The 18,266-nt window shown below is 63.0% G+C and carries 20 protein-coding genes; 8 read left to right on the top strand and 12 right to left on the bottom strand.

Translation table 11 applies throughout. The features are described from left to right. Positions 1–119: 119 nt before the first annotated feature. Together ACX80Q_RS01520 and ACX80Q_RS01515 are read right to left on the bottom strand one after the other, a co-directional pair. Positions 120–1,076 carry an AraC-like ligand-binding domain-containing protein gene (locus ACX80Q_RS01520; RefSeq protein WP_459328751.1) on the bottom strand — a complete coding sequence of 319 codons (957 nt, stop codon included), beginning with the start codon at positions 1,074–1,076 and terminating at the stop codon, positions 120–122. Between the two features lie 99 nt (positions 1,077–1,175). Next, positions 1,176–1,787 carry a TetR/AcrR family transcriptional regulator gene (locus tag ACX80Q_RS01515; protein ID WP_459328750.1) on the bottom strand — a complete coding sequence of 204 codons (612 nt, stop codon included), beginning with the start codon at positions 1,785–1,787 and terminating at the stop codon, positions 1,176–1,178. Positions 1,788–1,931: 144 nt separating this feature from the next. On the opposite strand from ACX80Q_RS01515, the gene ACX80Q_RS01510 reads away from it, so the two are divergent. Both ACX80Q_RS01510 and ACX80Q_RS01505 read left to right on the top strand, forming a co-directional pair. Then, positions 1,932–3,878 carry a primary-amine oxidase gene (locus ACX80Q_RS01510; RefSeq protein WP_459328749.1) on the top strand — a complete coding sequence of 649 codons (1,947 nt, stop codon included), beginning with the start codon at positions 1,932–1,934 and terminating at the stop codon, positions 3,876–3,878. Then, entirely contained in the window at positions 3,859–4,338 is a 480-nt protein-coding gene (locus ACX80Q_RS01505; protein ID WP_459328748.1) for a hypothetical protein, read from the top strand. The genes ACX80Q_RS01510 and ACX80Q_RS01505 overlap by 20 nt, the downstream gene beginning before the upstream one ends. A gap of 68 nt (positions 4,339–4,406) precedes the next feature. Here the strand turns inward: ACX80Q_RS01505 and ACX80Q_RS01500 are convergent, their stop codons facing one another. Continuing rightward, positions 4,407–5,789, bottom strand: coding sequence for an MFS transporter (locus ACX80Q_RS01500; RefSeq protein WP_459328747.1), 1,383 nt, complete (start codon positions 5,787–5,789; stop codon positions 4,407–4,409). A gap of 161 nt (positions 5,790–5,950) precedes the next feature. Here ACX80Q_RS01500 and ACX80Q_RS01495 point away from each other — a divergent pair, with 161 nt between their 5' ends. Next, positions 5,951–6,862, top strand: a complete 912-nt coding sequence (locus ACX80Q_RS01495; RefSeq protein ID WP_459328746.1) for a LysR substrate-binding domain-containing protein — start codon at positions 5,951–5,953, stop codon at positions 6,860–6,862. Between the two features lie 74 nt (positions 6,863–6,936). On the opposite strand, the gene ACX80Q_RS01490 is transcribed toward ACX80Q_RS01495, so the two are convergent. Continuing rightward, on the bottom strand, positions 6,937–8,712 hold the full coding sequence (locus ACX80Q_RS01490; RefSeq protein ID WP_459328745.1) for a plasmid pRiA4b ORF-3 family protein: 1,776 nt from the start codon (positions 8,710–8,712) through the stop codon (positions 6,937–6,939). Between the two features lie 185 nt (positions 8,713–8,897). Between ACX80Q_RS01490 and ACX80Q_RS01485 the strand changes: the two genes are divergently transcribed. After that, on the top strand, positions 8,898–10,790 hold the full coding sequence (locus ACX80Q_RS01485) for an FAD-binding monooxygenase (protein ID WP_459328935.1): 1,893 nt from the start codon (positions 8,898–8,900) through the stop codon (positions 10,788–10,790). A 90-nt stretch (positions 10,791–10,880) separates the two neighbouring features. Here ACX80Q_RS01485 and ACX80Q_RS01480 read toward each other — a convergent pair whose 3' ends face one another. From ACX80Q_RS01480 to ACX80Q_RS01460, 5 genes are all read right to left on the bottom strand, one after another. After that, positions 10,881–11,099 (bottom strand): PLDc N-terminal domain-containing protein, encoded by a 219-nt coding sequence (locus ACX80Q_RS01480; RefSeq protein ID WP_459328934.1) that lies wholly within the window; start codon positions 11,097–11,099, stop codon positions 10,881–10,883. Positions 11,100–11,750: 651 nt separating this feature from the next. Further along, on the bottom strand, positions 11,751–12,053 hold the full coding sequence (locus tag ACX80Q_RS01475) for a transcriptional regulator (RefSeq protein WP_459328744.1): 303 nt from the start codon (positions 12,051–12,053) through the stop codon (positions 11,751–11,753). Then, a complete protein-coding gene (locus tag ACX80Q_RS01470; RefSeq protein WP_459328743.1) occupies positions 12,043–12,510 on the bottom strand; it encodes a hypothetical protein in 468 nt (155 codons plus the stop codon). The genes ACX80Q_RS01475 and ACX80Q_RS01470 overlap by 11 nt, the downstream gene beginning before the upstream one ends. Before the next feature lie 44 nt (positions 12,511–12,554). Then, positions 12,555–12,833 carry a hypothetical protein gene (locus tag ACX80Q_RS01465; RefSeq protein ID WP_459328742.1) on the bottom strand — a complete coding sequence of 93 codons (279 nt, stop codon included), beginning with the start codon at positions 12,831–12,833 and terminating at the stop codon, positions 12,555–12,557. Positions 12,834–12,923: 90 nt separating this feature from the next. After that, positions 12,924–13,805 carry an alpha/beta fold hydrolase gene (locus ACX80Q_RS01460; RefSeq protein WP_459328741.1) on the bottom strand — a complete coding sequence of 294 codons (882 nt, stop codon included), beginning with the start codon at positions 13,803–13,805 and terminating at the stop codon, positions 12,924–12,926. Between the two features lie 62 nt (positions 13,806–13,867). Here ACX80Q_RS01460 and ACX80Q_RS01455 point away from each other — a divergent pair, with 62 nt between their 5' ends. Beyond that, a complete protein-coding gene (locus ACX80Q_RS01455; RefSeq protein WP_459328740.1) occupies positions 13,868–14,422 on the top strand; it encodes a TetR/AcrR family transcriptional regulator in 555 nt (184 codons plus the stop codon). Positions 14,423–14,896: 474 nt separating this feature from the next. On the opposite strand, the gene ACX80Q_RS01450 is transcribed toward ACX80Q_RS01455, so the two are convergent. Genes ACX80Q_RS01450 through ACX80Q_RS01440 form a run of 3 tightly spaced genes read right to left on the bottom strand, consistent with a single transcriptional unit; the run spans position 14,897 to position 16,406 of the window. After that, positions 14,897–15,742 (bottom strand): DUF2306 domain-containing protein, encoded by an 846-nt coding sequence (locus tag ACX80Q_RS01450; protein ID WP_459328739.1) that lies wholly within the window; start codon positions 15,740–15,742, stop codon positions 14,897–14,899. Beyond that, complete coding sequence (locus tag ACX80Q_RS01445) at positions 15,727–15,909, bottom strand: hypothetical protein (RefSeq protein ID WP_459328738.1); 183 nt, start codon at positions 15,907–15,909, stop codon at positions 15,727–15,729. The genes ACX80Q_RS01450 and ACX80Q_RS01445 overlap by 16 nt, the downstream gene beginning before the upstream one ends. After that, complete coding sequence (locus ACX80Q_RS01440) at positions 15,906–16,406, bottom strand: DUF6326 family protein (protein WP_459328737.1); 501 nt, start codon at positions 16,404–16,406, stop codon at positions 15,906–15,908. The genes ACX80Q_RS01445 and ACX80Q_RS01440 overlap by 4 nt, the downstream gene beginning before the upstream one ends. Positions 16,407–16,486: 80 nt before the next feature. On the opposite strand from ACX80Q_RS01440, the gene ACX80Q_RS01435 reads away from it, so the two are divergent. The 3 genes from ACX80Q_RS01435 to ACX80Q_RS01425 all read left to right on the top strand — a co-directional run bounded on the left by ACX80Q_RS01435 (position 16,487) and on the right by ACX80Q_RS01425 (position 18,101). Continuing rightward, entirely contained in the window at positions 16,487–17,137 is a 651-nt protein-coding gene (locus ACX80Q_RS01435) for a TetR/AcrR family transcriptional regulator (RefSeq protein ID WP_459328736.1), read from the top strand. A gap of 83 nt (positions 17,138–17,220) precedes the next feature. Then, on the top strand, positions 17,221–17,364 hold the full coding sequence (locus tag ACX80Q_RS01430; RefSeq protein ID WP_459328735.1) for a hypothetical protein: 144 nt from the start codon (positions 17,221–17,223) through the stop codon (positions 17,362–17,364). Between the two features lie 527 nt (positions 17,365–17,891). Then, positions 17,892–18,101: a hypothetical protein gene (locus ACX80Q_RS01425; RefSeq protein WP_459328734.1), complete on the top strand. Its 210-nt coding sequence runs from the start codon at positions 17,892–17,894 to the stop codon at positions 18,099–18,101. Positions 18,102–18,266 lie beyond the last annotated feature (165 nt).

Raw genomic sequence — 18,266 nt, 5'->3', positions numbered from 1 at the left:
GGTACTAACCCAAGTTTGCTGGAGCGCCGGACCGCAGTCTTGTCGTTGAGCGAATGACAGTTGCCTCAAGGCGAACAATCACTGCCGCCGGGAGCCGCCGGGCCGTTTCAGGCCCAGGCTCAGGCGGGGCGGCGGTACGTGCTGGGAGGTTCGCCAAAGGCGGCGCGAAAGACGCGGCTAAAATGGGCCGCATCCAGGAAACCCCACCGGGCGGCGATGGTACTGACCGGGCGGTGGGATAGCAGGGGGTCTCGGAGCTCACGTCGGCAATTCTCCAGCCGTCGTGTGCGGATCCAGTGGGCCACCGTGGTTCCAGCCTCTTGGAAGATGTTGTGCAGATGTCTCGTGGAGATGAAGTGGGCGGAGGCGACGCTTGCCGGGGACAGTTCCGGATCGGCCAGGTTGGCCTCGATGAAACGGCGGACCCTTCCCAAAAGCTCCTCGTGCGGGTGCGCGGGGCTGCGCTCTGCCTGGTCCAGTTCCGCCGCAAACAGGGTGCTCAGCAGGTCCACGGTGTTGTGGGCCAAGCGGTGCCCGCTGGGTCCAGACAGTACATCGAGGTTGTCTGCCAGTTGTGTCATGAAGGGGCTGATCATCCGTCCAAGCCCCTTGTCGGCGGCCATCCGTGTAGCTGTCAGTTGGCCCACTGAACCTGCCGGCAGGTCAAGGGCGTCGTGGGGAAACATCAACACCAGAGTGCGGCAATCGGATTCGAAGGCCAGCGTATAAGGGCGGCTGGTGTCGTACACGGCAAGGTCACCGGGTTGGAGGACGGCTTCTCGTTTGTCCTGGAGCAGGATTCCGGTGCCAGCCAGCTGCAGGTTGAGTTTGAAATAGAGACGGTCGGAACTGGCAATGAGCGACGGGGTGCGGTGCACGCTGTGACCGGTGGCCGTCACCTCAATGATGGACAGTTCGTCCAGGAGTCGGGAGCGCAGCCGTCCGTGAAAGTGGTCCGGGTCGCTGGAGCGGACGTGCAGCGGCACAAACGACCTGGAAATGAGGTCGTGCCATGCGGCAAAGGAATGGGCCACGGCGGTTTGGACGCCGTCGGCGGTTTCAAGTGCGGCGTTCATTCGAAATTTCCCTTATGTTGGGCAACACTTTTCCCCCACTTTAGTGACTTTTGTGTCTCCTGTCACTTATTTTCGACGACTGGCGAATAAAACTTTCCGTCACCGACGCCCGGCCTCGTCCGCAGGGGCCAGGAGGAGCAGGTATGCGTCCAGCTGGGCGTTCAATTGTGCTGGCAAGTGTTCCCCGGGTGACATGGCGGCAATGATCTGGGCGCCCAAGAGCATGCTCATTAGCTGGTTGATGATGTCCTCGTCCTTGGTTGGTACTGAGACTTCCCCCCTTTTTCGCGCCTGGTGCAGGTGCACTTGCAGTCCGGCGCGCCACTGGTGCATGGATGATTCGTGTAGTTCGGTCTTGGTGGCATCGGTGAGGGCTTTCTGCCAGAAGGGGATGACAATCCGGGCCTCGTTGATGCGGTCCTCATCCAGAGGCAGCACCTCCTGGCAGAACGCGCGCAGGGCGTCCATGCCCACCTTGTCTGCAGTCTGGTCGGCGATTCTTCTGCTTGTCCTGTTGAACACGTGCTCGAAGGCGAACGTGATCAGGTCATCCTTGGTGTGAAAGTACGGCTTGAGTGCCCCGTTGGTAAATCCGGCCTCCGCAGCGATCTCTCGCATAGTGGCGCCCTCGATCCCGTGCTGGGCAATAATGCGCCAAGTGGCGTCGACCAGCTCAAGCCGTCGCTGGTCATGGTCGACAATTTTCGGCAACTAATTTCTCCAGACGGGTGGTGCGGACCGGGCGATCTAGCTCGATCCCTTGTGATGCATCTTACGTGTGTGTATTCTCTACAACCATAGAATAAAAAACACGAGCGACCGGTCTTCGGCCGCCCACCCACGAAAAGAGCAGTCATGACAGTCACCAACGACGTCGACGTCGCGCCCCTCGCGCTGGCCTCGGCCGCTGAAATTAGCTCGGTGCGGGAAATCCTTCAGTCCGCCGGGCTGCTGGGAGAGTCAGCACGCATTGCTTACCTGGGTCTCCTGGATCCGCCTCGGGGGCAGCAGGACGACTCTCCAGTGAACCGCCGATACCGCGTATTCCTGCACGACGTTTCCGGCGGCGTGCCCAAGGATGCTGTGGTCTCGGTGACAAGGGGCGCCGTGGAGTCCGCTGTCGAGCTGGATACGGCGGTGACGGGGGAACTGCCCGTTCTGGAAGAAGAATTCGCTGTGGTGGAGGAAATTCTCGCCACGCACCCCGAATGGCTCAAGGCACTTGAGATTCGAAAGTTGGACGTTGCTACTGTGCGCGTGGCGCCCCTGTCCGCGGGCGTCTTTGACTACCCCGAGGAAAAGGGCCGGCGCATGCTGCGGGGTCTCGCGTTTGTTCAGGACTTCCCGGAAGACAGCGCCTGGGCGCACCCGGTGGACGGGCTTGTCGCCTACGTTGATGTGACGAACAAGACCGTCGATGCGGTGCTGGACTTTGGCGCAGTCCCCGTCCCTGCCGAACATGGCAACTACACAGACTCCGGTCTGACGGGTCCCCTGCGGGAAACACAAAAGCCGATCAGCATCACGCAACCTGAAGGCCCCAGTTTTGTGCTCACGGGCGGCAATCACATCGAGTGGGAGAAATGGAGTCTTGATGTTGGGTTCGATGCCCGTGAAGGCGTGATTCTGCACAACGTGGCCTTCAATGACGGCGGGCAGAAACGTTCCATCATCAACCGCGCCTCCATCGCCGAGATGGTGGTCCCCTACGGCGACCCCTCCCCGGTGCGGTCCTGGCAAAACTACTTCGATACCGGGGAATACCAGGTAGGCCAATACGCCAACTCCCTCGAGCTTGGCTGCGACTGCCTCGGTGAAATCACTTACCTAAGCCCCGTCATCAGCGACGCCTTCGGCAACCCCCGCGAGATCCGCAACGGCATATGCATGCACGAGGAAGACTGGTCCATCCTTTCCAAGCACTCGGACCTGTGGACCGGGATTGACTACACCCGGCGCAACCGCCGCATGGTGATCTCCTTCTTCACGACCATTGGCAACTACGACTACGGCTTCTACTGGTACCTCTATCTGGACGGCACCATCGAGTTCGAAGCCAAGGCCACCGGCATCGTCTTCACCAGCGCCTACCCCGGAAAAGGGTACCCGTACGCCTCCGAATTGGCGCCAGGGCTCGGCGCGCCGTACCATCAGCACCTGTTCGGGGCCCGTCTAGACATGGCCGTGGACGGTCTGGTCAACCGGGTGGAAGAGGAAGATGTGGTTCGCGTGCCGATGGGTGTGGGGAACGAGCGCGGCAACGCGTTCACCCGCAAACGCACAGTCCTTGCGCGAGAGTCCGAGGCTGTCCGTGAGGCGGACATGCGCAGCGGCCGGACCTGGGTTATTTCCAACCCAACTTCACTGAACCGCCTGGGGGAGCCGGTGGCCTACAAGCTCCATCCCCAAGGCCAGCCCATGCTGTTGGCGGACCCGGGATCTTCGGTAGCCCAGCGTGCAACCTTCGCCACGAAAGACCTGTGGGTCACGCAATTTGCCGAAGAAGAGCGCTACCCAACGGGTGATTTCGTCAACCAACATGCAGGCGGGGCGGGGCTTCCGTCATTTATTGCGGCGGACCGCGATCTCGACGGCCAGGACATTGTCCTCTGGCACACCTTCGGTCTGACGCATTTCCCTCGTGTGGAGGACTGGCCCATCATGCCGGTCGACACCGTAGGCTTCAAACTCCGCCCGGAAGGCTTCTTTGACCGCAGCCCGGTCCTTGACGTCCCGGCCAGCAGCCCGGCCGGTACCAAACACTGCGGTGGAGATGACGGCGATGACCACTGCCACTGCTGACACGGCAAACAGTGCCACCAGCACTAGCGCCGGGCGGGCCGGCGTGCCTGTGCGCCTGTGCGCGGCCGTCGCAGTGGCATCAGTCGGCGCACATGTGTGGATGGCGTGGGGGCATCGCGCCATCCCGTGGGAAAGTGCGCTGATGCTGCTCATGGCCGCCGCCTGCCTTCCGTGCGCCGTGGCCGTGTGGCGCCGCGGCCACGAGCGGGCAGTGCAGGCTCTTTTCGTGATGGCGTTGTTTATGGTTGCCCTGCACACTGCTCTGCTGCTGGGGTCGAGTTCCATGGCGGGCTCCCACCACGCTGGCAGGGGGTCGATGGTCACCCGGGCGACTGGCTCGCATCCGCAGCCGATCGCGATGCTGGGTGTGATTGCCCTTGAGCTTGCAGTGGCAATGCTGGCAGCGTGGGCGATGCGGCGCTCGCGGGACTGCGCGGCCAGAAGCTTTTCCCGTCCCTGACCGTTGTCTTAACGCCCGACGGCGGCACTCACGCAAGGTGGGTGCCGCCGTCGTACTTTTCTTGAGTACTACCGCGCGGAAACCGCGGCTGGCTGGCGCTTGTCAAAGATGGTGGCACCAACCTCCTGCTCTGGCTGGTTAGTAATGCTGAGGTCGATCCCGGAGCGGTCCTTGAGCATGATGACCGCGGCCAGGCCGATAAGCGTGGTGAGCAGCAGGTAGCCGGAGATGGCGAGGCTGGTGCCGGTGGCCTGCAGCAGCCACTGGGCGATCAAGGGGGAGAATGCGCCACCCAGAATGGCGCCGAGGGCGTAGGAGATGGAAACGCCGGAAAAGCGCACCGAGGCCGGGAAGATCTCGCTGTACCAGGCGGCCTGCGGGCCGTAGGTCAGGCCGAGGCCAAAAGTGAGCAGCAGCAGCGCCAGGTACAAGGCCCAGAGTTCGCCGGTGTTGATCAGCAGGAACAGTGGAAACACCGTCAGGGCCATGACAATGTAACCGATAATGTAGGTGCGCTTGCGTCCAATTTTGTCGGCCATGCCGCCCGCCAAGGCCGTGAAGATGAGCCAAGTGGCTGCCGCAAAGGTCATCGCGATCAGCACGGGCGTCTTTTCCAGGCCCACGATTCCATCGGGGTTGGTGGCGTAGCTGGGGATGAAGCCTCCCGTGGCCATGTAACCGGCGGCGTTGTTGCCGACAAAGACCAGGGCCGCCAGAATGACCAGACGCCAATGCTTGCGGAACAACTCGATGATGGGAACCTTGGGCTGCAGCTTCTTTTCCGCGATTTCCAGGAACACCGGGCTCTCCTCCACGGCACGGCGCACAAAGTAGCCAACGCCGATCAGGACGAAACTGAGCAGGAATGGGATGCGCCAGCCCCACTCCAGGAAGGCATCACCGGGGGCGATGACTCCTGTCATCAGCGCCATGATGCCGGAGGCCAGGAGCAGGCCCAGCGGGACGCCCAGCTGCGGGAACGAGCCAGCCCGTCCGCGCTTGTCCGCGGGCGCATGCTCGACAGCCATCAGGACTGCGCCGCCCCATTCGCCACCTGCCGAGATGCCCTGCAGGATGCGCAGGATCAGCAACAGCACGGGAGCCAGCACGCCCGCCGTCGCATAGGTGGGCAGCAGGCCGATGAGCATGGTGCTGAGGCCCATCAGCAAAAGGGTCAGCACGAGCATGGCCTTGCGGCCGATCTTGTCGCCGTAGTGGCCGGCCAAAAAAGCGCCGAGCGGACGGAACAGAAAGCTGATGCCCACGGAAGCGAAGGCAAGCAGCAGTCCGATCTGGGCACCGGCCGGCCCAAAGAATAGCTGGGCAAACACCAGGCCGGCGGCCGTGGCGTAGATGAAATAGTCGTACCACTCGACGGTGGTGCCGATGAGGGTTGCAAACGCGACGCGTCGCTGCGTGCGCCGTGTGTCGACTGCTCTTGAGCTGCTCATGGTCGTAGTCCTTGAATTTGGTCCGAAGATACCGGCCGGCCCATGTGCACCATTGCGGTTGCGGACCGAGTGGCGGTATGTAATCAGTGTCACAGCAAGATTTCCGTGGGTAAACTTATAAAATCAGACAAACTTATTCGGTTTTATGAAAGTAGGATGCCTTGTCCAAGTTCACTCTCCGCCAGTTGGAGCTGTTTGTGGCGCTGGCTGACTTTGCCACGCTCAGCGAAGCGGCCGCCTCCCTGCATTTCTCCGAGTCCGCGCTCTCACAGGCAATCACACGACTGGAACGCGCCGTAGGTGAGCAGCTGTGCATCCGCCGTAAGGCGAGGGGGCTGAAGCTGACCCCTGCCGGAGAATACTTTGCCGTGCGGGCCCGGGCACTGCTGACCGAGGCGGAGGACCTGGTGGCTGAGATGAGCGGGGCGGCCGGGCAGCTGAAGGGGCCGGTGAAACTGGGCTGCTTCGCCAGTTTTGCCGCCAGTGTTTTGCCCGCCATATTGGGAGGATTCCCCAAGCTACATCCCGGCGTGGATGTGGAGGTGGTGGTGGGGACCCACGACGAGTTGCTGCCCGCGCTGGAGAACGGCCGGCTGGATCTGGCCATTGTTTACGATATGGAGCTGCCGCCTGGGTTCCAGCGCCAAACCATCTACGAGACCGAGTTGCAGGCGGTGCTGCCCATTGACCATCCGCTGGCGCGGCAGAAAACCGTCGATCTGCCCGAGCTGGCCCCGGAACCGCTGATCATGTACGACTCCAGTCCCAGTACTGCCAACACCCACCGAGTCTTTGCTGACCGTGGCCTGCATCCGACCATCGTGGCACACATGCCACAGGTCATCTTGGTCCAGGCCCTTGTGGGTCGCGGTTTGGGCTACGGGCTCTTGATGTCCCGTCCGAACTGGGCTCCGGTCAGCCTCGAGGGATTCCCCGTGGCCGTGCGCCCGCTGGATCCACCGGTCAGCCGGACCACCATGTCGGCTATTTGGCTCGAAGGCTCCCGGCTCAGCCCCCGCGCACAGGCGCTGCTTGATTTCACGGTCGAGACGTTCAGAGTTCCGCCGAACTAGACTGGCCGCTACCTAGTGTTTTGGAGACAGCTGCCGCCCATGCAGCCTGGCTGCCGCAGGTGCAGCCCGCAGCTCTACAGGGCCAGCCCCTTCAGCCGCTTCTTGACGGCGCCTGCGTCAAACGCGTCCGGGTCGATGTCCTGGCCCTTCCGCAGCCCCAGCCATGCGCGGATGTCCCGGTGCTCCGGGTGGCTGGGGTCGCCGGAAATGGCCACCTTTTCCATCCAACCGTGCGGTCCGAAGGAGTCTTCCTGGGGTGCGTGGCCGGCACCCTCGGTGAGCTGCGGTAGCTTGCCCGGGCCGGCAGGCGGCAGGATTTCCGCCAGCGTGATGGTGTGCTCCCAATCGTCGCCAAAGTCGTAGTGGTAGTGCATGGCTGCTCCGGGGGCGGCCAGCAGGGAATTCAAGGGGACATCCCTTTCGTTAAGGGGAGCTATGCCCCAGTGATCGGCCTCGGGGTCGTCGGGGGCATAGCGAACCCCTGTGGTGTGGTCGCCGATTCGGAATTCATGCAGGTGTGTGTCCTCCCAGGCAAACAGGCGCTGGATGACGTGGTGTAGCTCGTCCAGGGCGATCGCGGCGGGGACGTCCACGGTGCGCCACACGGCCGGGATGATGTTATCGATCTGGATCTTGAGTTGGTAGGTGGCTTCCGACGGCGCCCGGTTGGCTGCTCGGGTTTGGTCTGCGGTTTTCGCGGCGAATTCAGCGCACTTGTCATCGAGGAGTCGGAGCGCCGAGGCGAGTGGGCTGCGCAGGGCCGGCGGGACCACGATGTGCGTGCCGATCTCCACCAGTCCCTGCTCGGCTGCCTGCCGGAGCTGGGAAGCCACCGCCACTGCCTGAAACGCCTTGGGATCGGTGAGGATGCCTGACCCAAAGAGGGTTTCCGCTTCCACCGGCTTGTTGGATGCGGCGTCCGCCAGGGCGATGGCAACCAAGGCTTGGAAGGATTCCTGGGGATCGAAAGTGCCGTAGGGGATGACGAAGTCGTAGAACAGGAAGTAGGCCAGAACTGCTGTGTCGTGCTCGGCAGCGGCCGGATTGGCGCACAGTTCCTTGCCGATTCGGGTCACTTTGACGTGATTGGCTGAGACCACCATCAACCTGGTGTCAATCAGTGCCTGCCAATATTGCATCAGGAGCGGCAGCTGGACCATGGAGGTCACGCGCCGTGGAGCGTCGGCCGCTGCGAGGGGGTCGTGCCGGGAGGTATTTGATCCGACGGCGTTCATGCCGACACAGGCCGCAGCCTCGGCGATGTCCTTGCGGGGCAAGAGGCGCGTGTCCGTGAGCTTGCGGCCCTCGCCAATCCATTCCAGCAGGGCCACGGCGCGCTGGACGAAAGGCAGTTCCGCGCGTGCGTCGCCGGCCTCCTGCGGCGTGAGCTGTGGCAGTGCCACATATTTCGACAGCGTGTGACTGGCTGCGGCGCGTTCCGGGTTTGTCATGTGCAATAGCTGTGTCAGATCGTTTTGCGTGCCCGTCCAGGTGCGCGTTGATGACAGGAACTCCAGGTAAGAGTTCAGTGCCAAGCCGAACCCCAGACGCATTTCAGGGTGGAATTCGCCCGCAGATTCAAGAATCTTGGCCGTCATGGGGACCTCAAGGTTGCATGCCTCCACGGCAGGGACGTTTTGGGCGTAGTTCTTGAAGAAGCTGACCAAGAGATTGCACAGCCAGTCGAGTTGGTCAGGGTCCACGCGTTCTGCGTTGGCCCACGCGCGGAACCCGGGCATGAGGGGATCCAGTGCCCGCTGCGCCACAGCATCCGTGAAAGAGAGGACTGTTTTCGGCTTGGCGGACGCTGCCGGATTGCCGGAGCTGGACGTCTTGGACTTCTTGGCCACGTGATTCCTTTGGGGACGGAGACTGTTAGCTTCAACCGTAGCCGGATTCCGGCGTGGGGGTGAGGGTCCGGGCGCGGGCGAGCCACGCCGTCGTGCGAGCAGGAAGCTCCTCCGCCCCTTGATTGGGGTGCGTAGGTGGCACATGATGATCACAGTGAATCGAGTGCGCGGCGAAGGGGTTGATGGTGCAGTTCCACCAGCACGGCTATGTATCCGGGGATCCGCGCATCAAGCCCGCGGCCGGGACAGGGATCAGCAGGCCGGCGGAGTTGCCGGAGGTGATGGACGTGCTGATTGTGGGTACGGGGCCTGCGGGCATGATCACCGCTGCCCAGCTGTCCGCGTTCCCGGACATCAACACCCGCATTGTGGAGCGCCGCGGCGGGCGGTTGGCGATTGGCCAAGCCGACGGCATTCAGGCGCGCAGCGTTGAGACCTTCCAGGCGTTTGGTTTTGCCGAGCGCATCACCGCCGAGGCCTACCGGATCACGGCCACCGTTTTCTGGAAGCCGGACCCCGCGGACCACAGCACCATTGTCCGGGCGGCGCGGGCCGCGGATGACACCACGGGCATCAGCGAATTTCCGCACCTGATAGTCAACCAGGCGCGGGTGCTGGACTACTTTGCCGAGGTCATGGCGTACTCACCGGCACGCATCAAACCCGATTACGGCTGGGAATTCCGCAGCCTGTCCATTGCAGATTCGGGTGATTATCCGGTCGCCGTGACGCTGGTGCGCACGGAAGGCGAGGCGGCCGGCGTCGAACGGGTTGTCCACGCAAAGTATGTGGTGGGGGCTGACGGGGCGCACAGTGTGGTTCGTGAATCGATCGGGGCGAAGCACAGCAGCATTCATGCCAACCACGCGTGGGGTGTCATGGACGTTCTGGCCGTCACGGACTTCCCGGACATCCGCTCCAAATGCGCCATCCAGTCCGGCGACGGCGGCAACATCCTGCTGATCCCGCGCGAGGGTGGCTCCCTGTTCCGCATGTATGTGGACCTCGGCGATGTGGTGGAGGGCGGCATGGGCAGCGTCCGCAACACCACGGTTGAGCAGATTATTGCCAAGGCCAACCGGATCCTGCACCCCTACACGCTGGAGGTGAAGAGCGTTGCCTGGAACAGTGTTTACGAGGTGGGCCACCGCCTCACTGACAGGTTCGACGACGTCCCACTGGACCAGCTCAACACCCGCCTGCCGCGGGTCTTCATCACGGGCGACGCCTGCCACACGCACAGCGCCAAGGCTGGCCAGGGCATGAATGTTTCCATGCAGGACGGCTTCAACCTGGCGTGGAAGATTGCGCACGTTTTGGCGGGTCGCAGCCCCGCGAGCTTGCTGGCCACCTATTCGGCTGAGCGGAAGGTCATCGCCAAGAACCTCATCGACTTTGACCTCCAGTGGTCAGCGCTCATGGCCATGCGGCCGGAGGACATGGAGGACCCCACGGAGCTTGAGGACTTCTACGTGCGGACGTTTGAGTTTCCGGCAGGCTTCATGACCCAGTACCAGCCGTCCATGATTATTGGCGACGCCGTGCACCAAGACTTGGCCACGGGGTTTCCCATTGGCAAGCGGTTCAAATCCGCGCCGGTTCTCAGGGTGGCCGATGCCAACCCGGTGCAGCTGGGCCACCACCACCGGGCCGACGGCCGCTGGCGCATCTACGTCTTTGCGGATTCCCCGGCCGTGGGGGAGCCGTCCTTACTGGCGGATTGGGCGCGTTGGCTGTCCTTTTCGCCAGGGTCACCGCTGCTTCGGTACACGCCTGCGGGTGCTGACCTTGACAGTGTGTTTGACGTGAAACTCATTGCCCAGCAGGACTTTGAAGGCGTTGACCTGCGCCGGGTGCCGGCAACGTTCATGCCGCGCACCGGTCCTTTTGGGCTCATCGACTACGAGCTGGTGTACGCCTCCGATCCTGCCCGCGACATTTTCGAGGCCAGCGGGATCAGCCGCGGCGGTGCCGTGGTGGTGGTCCGTCCGGACCAGTATGTTGCGAACGTGCTGCCGCTGGGGGTCACGCGGCAGCTGACAGCATTCTTCGATGGGATCATGCTGCGACGGGGTTAGTGCCTGTTGCAGATACGGCGTTGTGCGTGGCTTCGTCATGCTGAACGATCGACGCAATACCCTCTGGCAGGCTCGGACTTTACTTTTCTTCTACGGAGTCGCGTTGAGTCGCCGAGCTGACCTACGGCCAGCATCCAACCATGCGATTGCTCCAATAAATGGGAAAACGATGATCACTGCAGCCCAAAGTGACGTCGCGCCAGTCGTTAGTGTCTTGCTGTGGCGGCCCAGGCTAATGAGTGCACAGACAAACAGAATTGCAGAAGCAATCCACCCCAGCGTCACCAAAAGTTCAAGCGTGGTGGGCATGAGTACATTGGATTCAGACATTAAATTTCCCCCCATAGAACGATCCCGGCTGTAACCACGAATGTAGCAGGAACCCAGACCAAGCAAGCCGCTTCCGAACGCAACAAGCTCGTCCTGACATGAAACATCCCGCTCAACGCGCCGCCTACGAACGGGGCCGCCTGTGCTGACGCCTTCTGACCATGACACACCCGCCCAGTTGTGATGTCAGGATGGGCGACTCAGGCGCGCGATTTCATCCCGGCAACGCATCGTGACCTACCGATGCTGCGCCTTTGCCTGCCTTCCTCGCCGAGGATCAGCCTTCCGTTCACGGCCTCCTCTCCTGCATGGGCGAGGTGGATGAAGAAACCGCGAACGCCCTGCGTGATGCGATTGGGGTGGTCGGCTACACCCAGAGTCGTTGATCGTGGCCGCCGAGTCACGCATCTCTCGGCCACTAGTACACGATCCCCGAATCGACAGCTCGTCGGTGCGAGCTGATCGAGACGAACTGCCGCCAAGTGCGGGCGATTGACGGCTTGCCCTCTGACGGCTCCACTGGATTCGCTGTCCCACTGGAGGCTACCCAAACGACGAGAAAGAGAACCCAGAGTAGAAGCCACACACTCAGACTCGGGCGTCAATCAAGGCACCAGTGGGAGGCCCGCCTTAATCGCCCGCCATCGCCCGCAGCGCCGCGAGGTGCCCATCGAAGGCGCGGCGACCCTGCGCGGTGAGTTTGACTGTGGTCGTCTGGCGCGCGTCCGTCCGCTGCGGGGAGGCCTGTTTGCTCGTGACGAGATAGCCAATTTCGACGAGGTTTCTCACGGTCTTTGAAAGGTTTGCCTCACTGAGCTCCAGCGTCGCGGCAATCGCCGCGAAGTCCGCGTCGGCGAGGGGGCGCAGCATCGCACACAGGCGCAGCCGCGTCGGCGCGTGGATCGCCTCGTCAAAACGGGGGTCAGCCCGCACGGCGCACCTCGGCAGCATACGCGCGGTCATATGCCACGACGACGAGCGCGGTGGCGACACCCGCAGCCACAGCGATGGCAACCACCCATCCGGTCAGGCCGAACAGGGCGAGTCCCATGCTGATCATAAACGAGCAGAAGATGATCAAGAAGAGCGCAACCAACAACCAGAGCCCGCGCGGACCAGCCGGTCGGGTAATGCCGAGGCCACTGCGCTTACGAAAGAGCACCTCAACACCGACGAAGATCCCCACGCTGAAGACAAAGGGCAACCACGCCCAAGCCAGCCCGGCCGCGGGAGCCACGACCATAAGCGCCACACCCAAGCCCTGCGCAGGCGCACCCCACCATGTTTCGGCGGTAACCCGTTCGCCGATCCGGCCGCGGTCAGTGCTGATCGTCTCGAGCGCCCCGCGCACGGATGCCGGGTCACGCCGATCCTCCAAATGATTTTCCATGCGGTTAAGTCAATCACTTAACTAATGGTTAAGCAACTTCTCACTCACGGACCGAGCGCCGGCATCCACTGCACGATTTCCCGAACCAGCTCGCCTACTCCGCGGTCGACCGTGACGACGAAACCAGCGTCATGGTCCCGGACTTCTCCCAAGGCCGCGAGTAGGGAATCGAACAGCGCCAGCGGCATGAGGTGATTCGTCCGGGCCTGATGGCGGTCGAGCAATAGCTGCCGCGAATCGTGCATCTGCCAGGACCCGAGCTCTTGCCGCGGCACATTGCGCCACTGCGTGGTGGTCCGGGACCGGTAGATGAGTCCGTCCACGACACGACGGTCATCTCCGAACGGAGGACGAGTCCGTCCCACTGAGGGTTCCTCGACCGGAACGGACCTGCTGTTCGGCGATGCGCCCCGTCAAGCTGCTCGTTCGAACCAGTCGATCGCGAGGTCGGCGACTGCGGAGGGGGCGTCGTCGGCGATGAAATGCGCTGCGTCGTCGACGTAAGTGAACTCGACTCGATCGGCGTACCGCTCCGGATTGCGGCAGATGCGCCCCATATTCTCCTCCGTCCAAGGTTGGTCGCGGCGGCCGAATACGAAGAGGGTCGGCACAGTGAGCCGCCGGCGGCGGTAGACTCCGCGACTCAAGCGCATGGCTTCGGGCAGGATCATGCCACGGTTCAGTGGACGGACCGCGCCATCGATGTCGGGTCGGCGCATCGGGGCGAGGTGGGCTTCGGCGGTTGCCTCCGACATCGGGTGGGCGAGGTACGCCTCGGAGAAGACTCCACGGAGCGAGGTGCCGGGACGGTGCCAGATGAACTGGGGCAGGTGCCGGAAGCCCGAGGCGATCTTCGGGCTAAACGTCATGAAGCCCGGCGGCACGGAGAGTTCCACTGCCGTGCGAACCCGTTCGGGGTGCTCGTAGGTCAACTGCATCGCGGTGATGGCACCCATGTCGTGGGAGACGAGGTGGGCTCGCTCGATGTGGAGAGCATCGAAGAGGGCGAGCAGGTCCTGGAGACGGGTCTCGCGTTCGACGCGCGGGTCGTCGGACACGGTCCAGCCGGCCCCGCGCAGGTCGGGGCAGTAGACACGGTAGCCGCTTGCGGCTATGACTGGAGCTATGGCGTGCCACTGCCACCAGTGCTGGGGAAATCCGTGCAACAGCACGACCGGTTCGCCCTCGCCGACTACGGCGAGGTGAGTGTGCAGACCGGGTGTCTCGACAACGAAATGGTCGAAGCCGGGGGCCTCCGGCAGCGGTGGCGACCAGGCCGGGGTGGGCGTTGACATGGCGACTCCTTGGTGCGGCGGAGATACTATGTTCATAGTAGACCTTTCCGAAGGGGGTGTCGATGACTGCAACTACCCGGGTGCGCGGACTTGAGGCGGCCGTGGAATTGCTTGGCGCGGAGGGCGTGCGCGCGTTGACCCATGCGCGGGTTGATGAGCGAGCGGGCCTGCCGCCCGGGACCACCTCGAACTGGTTCCGTACCCGCCGGGCGCTACTTGGCGGCATTGTCAACTGGATCGCCGAGCGTGAGCGCGCCGATCTGCAGCCGGCCGCGATGCCTACGATCTCGGGAGTCGACGAGCTGATCGAGGGCTTGTGCGCCATGGCAGAACTGCAGACAGGGCCATTCGCCGCGCGCACCCGCGCACGCTACGCCCTTTTCCTCGAACTCGCCGACGACCCTGAGCTTGGCGAGCCGCTGCGGCGGCAGCGACGCGAGTTCGAGCGGTGGACTGAGGGGATCGTAATCGCCGTCGGTATCGCCGACCCCGTGCCTGCGACGAGGGCACTCATGGCACTAGGTGACGGACTGCTCCTGCACCGGCTCACCGTCGACCCCGAGCTTGACATGCGCCCCGCCATTGAACGCGCAGTGCGCGCCCTCGCGGACTCCTGAGCTGACCACCCGGCGCAGACAACCAGGCACCGCCACGACAGACCTTCCGTGATGTACTACGGCACTGCTGTGCCTGGCTCCGATTTCAAGCCACGGTGCGGTGCGTCGTTGCGCCGCCAATGCCCGTCGACCTTTCGCTGACCGATGAGCAGGATTCAGTGGGGGATCGCGTGCCGGGCAACGCGAGCTATCCCGGTGGAGGTTCCTTGAACAGGCACCTCCCTTGCCCAGGCTCTCGGCGGCTGCGAGCATGGACACATGATGATCGTGGAAGATGTTTTGCTCGCTGCACGGCCAGCGCTTGAGGCTATTCTGACTCCGAATGAACTTGAGCGCACCAGTATGGTTGTGGTGACGACGAAGGGCGAGCCGGTCACGCAGGCAACGATCATCAGTGAGGACTTGCTTCTGCGAGTCTTCGTGTACGAGGAGCAAATGGGTTCTGGCTTTATCCGCCCGAAGGCGCCAGCGGATTCACGGCCCGTTTGCGCAGCGAATTGCAGGATTTCGTTGCGGAGAGTGGGTTCGGTTGGGGAGAGCTTCGCGGGTAGTGTCCCGCAGACCGTTCGGCTTGCAGCCGCGGCACTCAAGTGCAGAGGACTTCAGACACTCCGTGCAGTCGTCTTCGGAAAATGACAGGGGGCACGGCGCCCCGCGCATCCGCCGGCCGGACCGTCGTCGGAGGAGCAACTCCGCTACGACACTGTTGATCACGAAACCCGCCGCAACGAGCCTTGCCTCGCCGAATACGTCGACCTCACCGATGATGATCGTCCACAGCGCGAAGACGAGCGCTTGGGTTCCGCCGGAGACAGCGATGGCGAAGGCCCGCGTCATCCATGCACCGTGCGCAGCGAAGTCGTGACGCTTGATCGCGATCACTCCCAACACAAGAAACATGGTCATCGCTACGGCGAAGACGAGACGAACCATCGCAAGTGCAAGCTCATCGAGGGGGCCACCGAAGTAGACAGCGAGCCAGACGGCTGACAGTGCCGCGATGAATCCAGCGGGAATCAGTGCACGGCCGGCGGTACGGTGCCAACCACGCCGAGTTCGCAATGCCGGAGAGAACTGGAATGCGCCGAGAAGGCAGTACACGCTCATCGCCACGATGTGCGCAACTATCGGCGCCGATGAGGCCAAGAACAGTGTACTTTCGGGTTCGGCGCTCACGTCCCTCAGGCGAAGCGCGCCGCCCAGCACGGGGAGTGCGCTGAGCAGCAGGAGGCCGGTGATTGCCAGCCATCCGCTCTTCGGTCGCTGCCGCTCTCCCTGCTGCTCAGCAATGGGGCGGGTGGCCCTCATCTGTTGGGACATGTCGCGATCTGGCTCTCACGCCCGATGCGCATGCGCGAGAAGGCCTTGGCGTTCTCGTACGGTTTAATGCCAAGTAGGCGGACATTCCCGCTGGTGGCGAAGTTCTGTGCCGCGAGGGTCGCGCGGTGACGCTGGGTGAGGTCGTGCACCTCGATCACGCCGGTCACCGGGGGCTTCCTTCTATAGTCGTGGCGTAGGCGGCGCGGTCATTCACGCGTTCCAGGTTTCGCCCCGCGGCGCGGGGCCAGGTCCAGGCGGAGCGCAGGATGTAGGCCAGGAGCAGCACCTCGATTCCGATGGAGAGGCCATAGAAGGAGGCCCAGGACCAGGACTCACCTACCGCGTTGTACATCGAAACGGGGATGTACAGCGATGCCACGACGACGTTCGTGGCGCGGTTCACTTTGGCGGGAAGCATCATGGAGAGCGCCACCATCAGGCTCGGGATCGCGATGAGCGCGAGGAACGCGGTCATCAGCGCCGGGCTGGTGTCGAACTCGAATACGACGCCGACGCGGAGGTCGTCGATGAAGCCGGGCTTGTAGAGGGCGAAGTAGTCGACGTAGATGACCAGGAACATGAAGCTGGTCCAGGCTGTCGCGAGCCTGGCTTGTACCGGCATCCGCTGGTCTTCCAGGGTGGTGGCGGGTTGACGAGTTTTCACGATGGGCTCCGTTGCTTCATCCTTACGACTGTAAGGATGAAAATGATAGTAGTCTTACACTCGTAAGGAGTCAATGGAATATGAATACACGAGCGGTACTCAGCAAGGAACGAATCGTGGAGGCGGCCGCGCTGGTCGCGGATCGCGGCGGCATCGATGCGGTCAGCATGCGCTCCGTTGCTGCCGAACTGGGCGTGGAGGCGATGTCTCTTTATCACCACGTCGCGAACAAGAACGCGCTGCTGGACTCACTCGCAGACTGGGCATTCGAGCAGATCAGCGCTCCCGAAGTCGATACCCCCTGGCGACCGGCGATGGTCGGCCGGGCACAGTCGGCGCGAACGGTGCTCGTGCGGCATTCGTGGGCGCTCGGCATGATTGAGGCGCGGCCTCGGCCCGGCACACCGCTGCTCCGGAACTTCGATCGAGTCTACGGATGTCTCTTGAATTCCGGTTTCTCGGCCGCTCTCGCCACACACATGTTCTCGGCGATCGATGCCTACGTGTACGGGTTCGCCCTCACGGAGTCCACCCTTCCTTTCACCCCCGCCGACGGGGCGGAGAGGACATTCGCCGAGGATGTCGCGCCGAGTCCAGAGGAGTACCCGTATCTCGTGCGGATGCTCGGCGAGCTCATGAGCGACGGAACGTACTCATTTGCCGACGAGTTCGATGTGGGCCTCGACCTCATACTCGATGGCTTTCAGCAACGCCTCGTGCAAGCCACTTGAATACTTACGGTCGCAAGGCTACTTTTGCCGAAGAGCGGAGCTCCGAGGCCAATATGCAGAAATGAAAAGGCAACTCGCGAGCGATGCCGACATTGGACGTGGTTCGCTCCATAGCGGGGAAGTCTGCAGTACTTCAGGACCGATTGGCGGCCCCGGACCTCACGGCCGAGGAGAAGCAGCAGATCGTCGAGTTGAACAATCGCACCTACGCTATGGGTGTCGGGTGACTGTCTCATGGGGCGCGTCAGATTAAGCCCGAGAGTAGTGCCGGGCACAAGGGGGTTGGCACGCCTAGCAATGGTGCAGAGGGCCTGGACACCGCCGGCGGGCACCTGCCCCGGTTCTCGAAGCGGGCGCAACTCCGGTCGAAGCCGACGCGAACCAATACCCGGAGTTTGTGGTTCATGCTGCCTCGTCCGTTCAGGGGTGGTCGCGACGCTGCGGCCACCCGAGTCATCCGCCGCGCCCGGCCGCACGGTTCTGAGCGTATTGCCAGGACCTGTAGCCGGCGGACCCGATGGCCACTGTCCGGGGGTTGCCGTGGCTCCAGGCACCCATGAATGGAGCGGTCCTCGGGGTCGTCCGGGCTGCCAGGAATCCGGCCCGTGCGGCACCCCGCGCGGCATGGCGGGCCTGCGTCGGTTACTTGGTAGTACCTTGGGCCGTGGCGCAAACTCGTAAGGAGCGCCTTAGTGGCGCGGGACACATGGGTTGCGTGAGAACTAACCCGACCAGCAGAGGAGCGGCAGGCAATATGTCGGGAAATTTCATCGTCTTCGCGGATGAACAACGTGGTTTTCGGTTTAAGGTGGTCACCGACAATGGAAGCCTCGTGGCGAAATCGCCGTGGTGCCCCGACGAGAAGACGCTTTTCGACACGATCGAACTGGCACGCGAATGCGTCGGCATGGGGCACATTCGCTTCGCCGACGCCCCGCTTCGGGCCAGGGCGGCCATCATCTAATAGAGGTATGGCACCTAGTTTCGGCGCGCACGCCCCAGCGTGGCGCCAGTGACTGTAAACCTCGGTTGGCGGTCTTTCGCGGGTTCCTTTAGCGCTTCAAACAGCTGCCGATAGTGAGGGTTGGCCAATTCGGTGTGGCCTGGATGCGACCGGGTAGCGGATCAG

It is taken from the genome of Arthrobacter sp. HLT1-20, from assembly GCF_054510895.1.
The sequence above is the reverse complement of the archived record's forward strand: the minus strand, read 5'-3'. Positions and strand labels throughout refer to the sequence as shown.

Coding starts and splice junctions, on each gene's coding strand:
- ACX80Q_RS01510 (WP_459328749.1), top strand. CDS start 1,932: ATGACAGTCACCAACGACGTCGACGTCGCGCCCCTCGCGCTGGCCTCG.
- ACX80Q_RS01450 (WP_459328739.1), bottom strand. CDS start 15,742: ATGTCCCAACAGATGAGGGCCACCCGCCCCATTGCTGAGCAGCAGGGA.
- ACX80Q_RS01500 (WP_459328747.1), bottom strand. CDS start 5,789: ATGAGCAGCTCAAGAGCAGTCGACACACGGCGCACGCAGCGACGCGTC.
- ACX80Q_RS01460 (WP_459328741.1), bottom strand. CDS start 13,805: ATGTCAACGCCCACCCCGGCCTGGTCGCCACCGCTGCCGGAGGCCCCC.
- ACX80Q_RS01455 (WP_459328740.1), top strand. CDS start 13,868: ATGACTGCAACTACCCGGGTGCGCGGACTTGAGGCGGCCGTGGAATTG.
- ACX80Q_RS01505 (WP_459328748.1), top strand. CDS start 3,859: ATGACCACTGCCACTGCTGACACGGCAAACAGTGCCACCAGCACTAGC.
- ACX80Q_RS01480 (WP_459328934.1), bottom strand. CDS start 11,099: ATGCCCACCACGCTTGAACTTTTGGTGACGCTGGGGTGGATTGCTTCT.
- ACX80Q_RS01435 (WP_459328736.1), top strand. CDS start 16,487: ATGAATACACGAGCGGTACTCAGCAAGGAACGAATCGTGGAGGCGGCC.
- ACX80Q_RS01470 (WP_459328743.1), bottom strand. CDS start 12,510: ATGGAAAATCATTTGGAGGATCGGCGTGACCCGGCATCCGTGCGCGGG.
- ACX80Q_RS01430 (WP_459328735.1), top strand. CDS start 17,221: ATGCCGACATTGGACGTGGTTCGCTCCATAGCGGGGAAGTCTGCAGTA.
- ACX80Q_RS01520 (WP_459328751.1), bottom strand. CDS start 1,076: ATGAACGCCGCACTTGAAACCGCCGACGGCGTCCAAACCGCCGTGGCC.
- ACX80Q_RS01425 (WP_459328734.1), top strand. CDS start 17,892: ATGTCGGGAAATTTCATCGTCTTCGCGGATGAACAACGTGGTTTTCGG.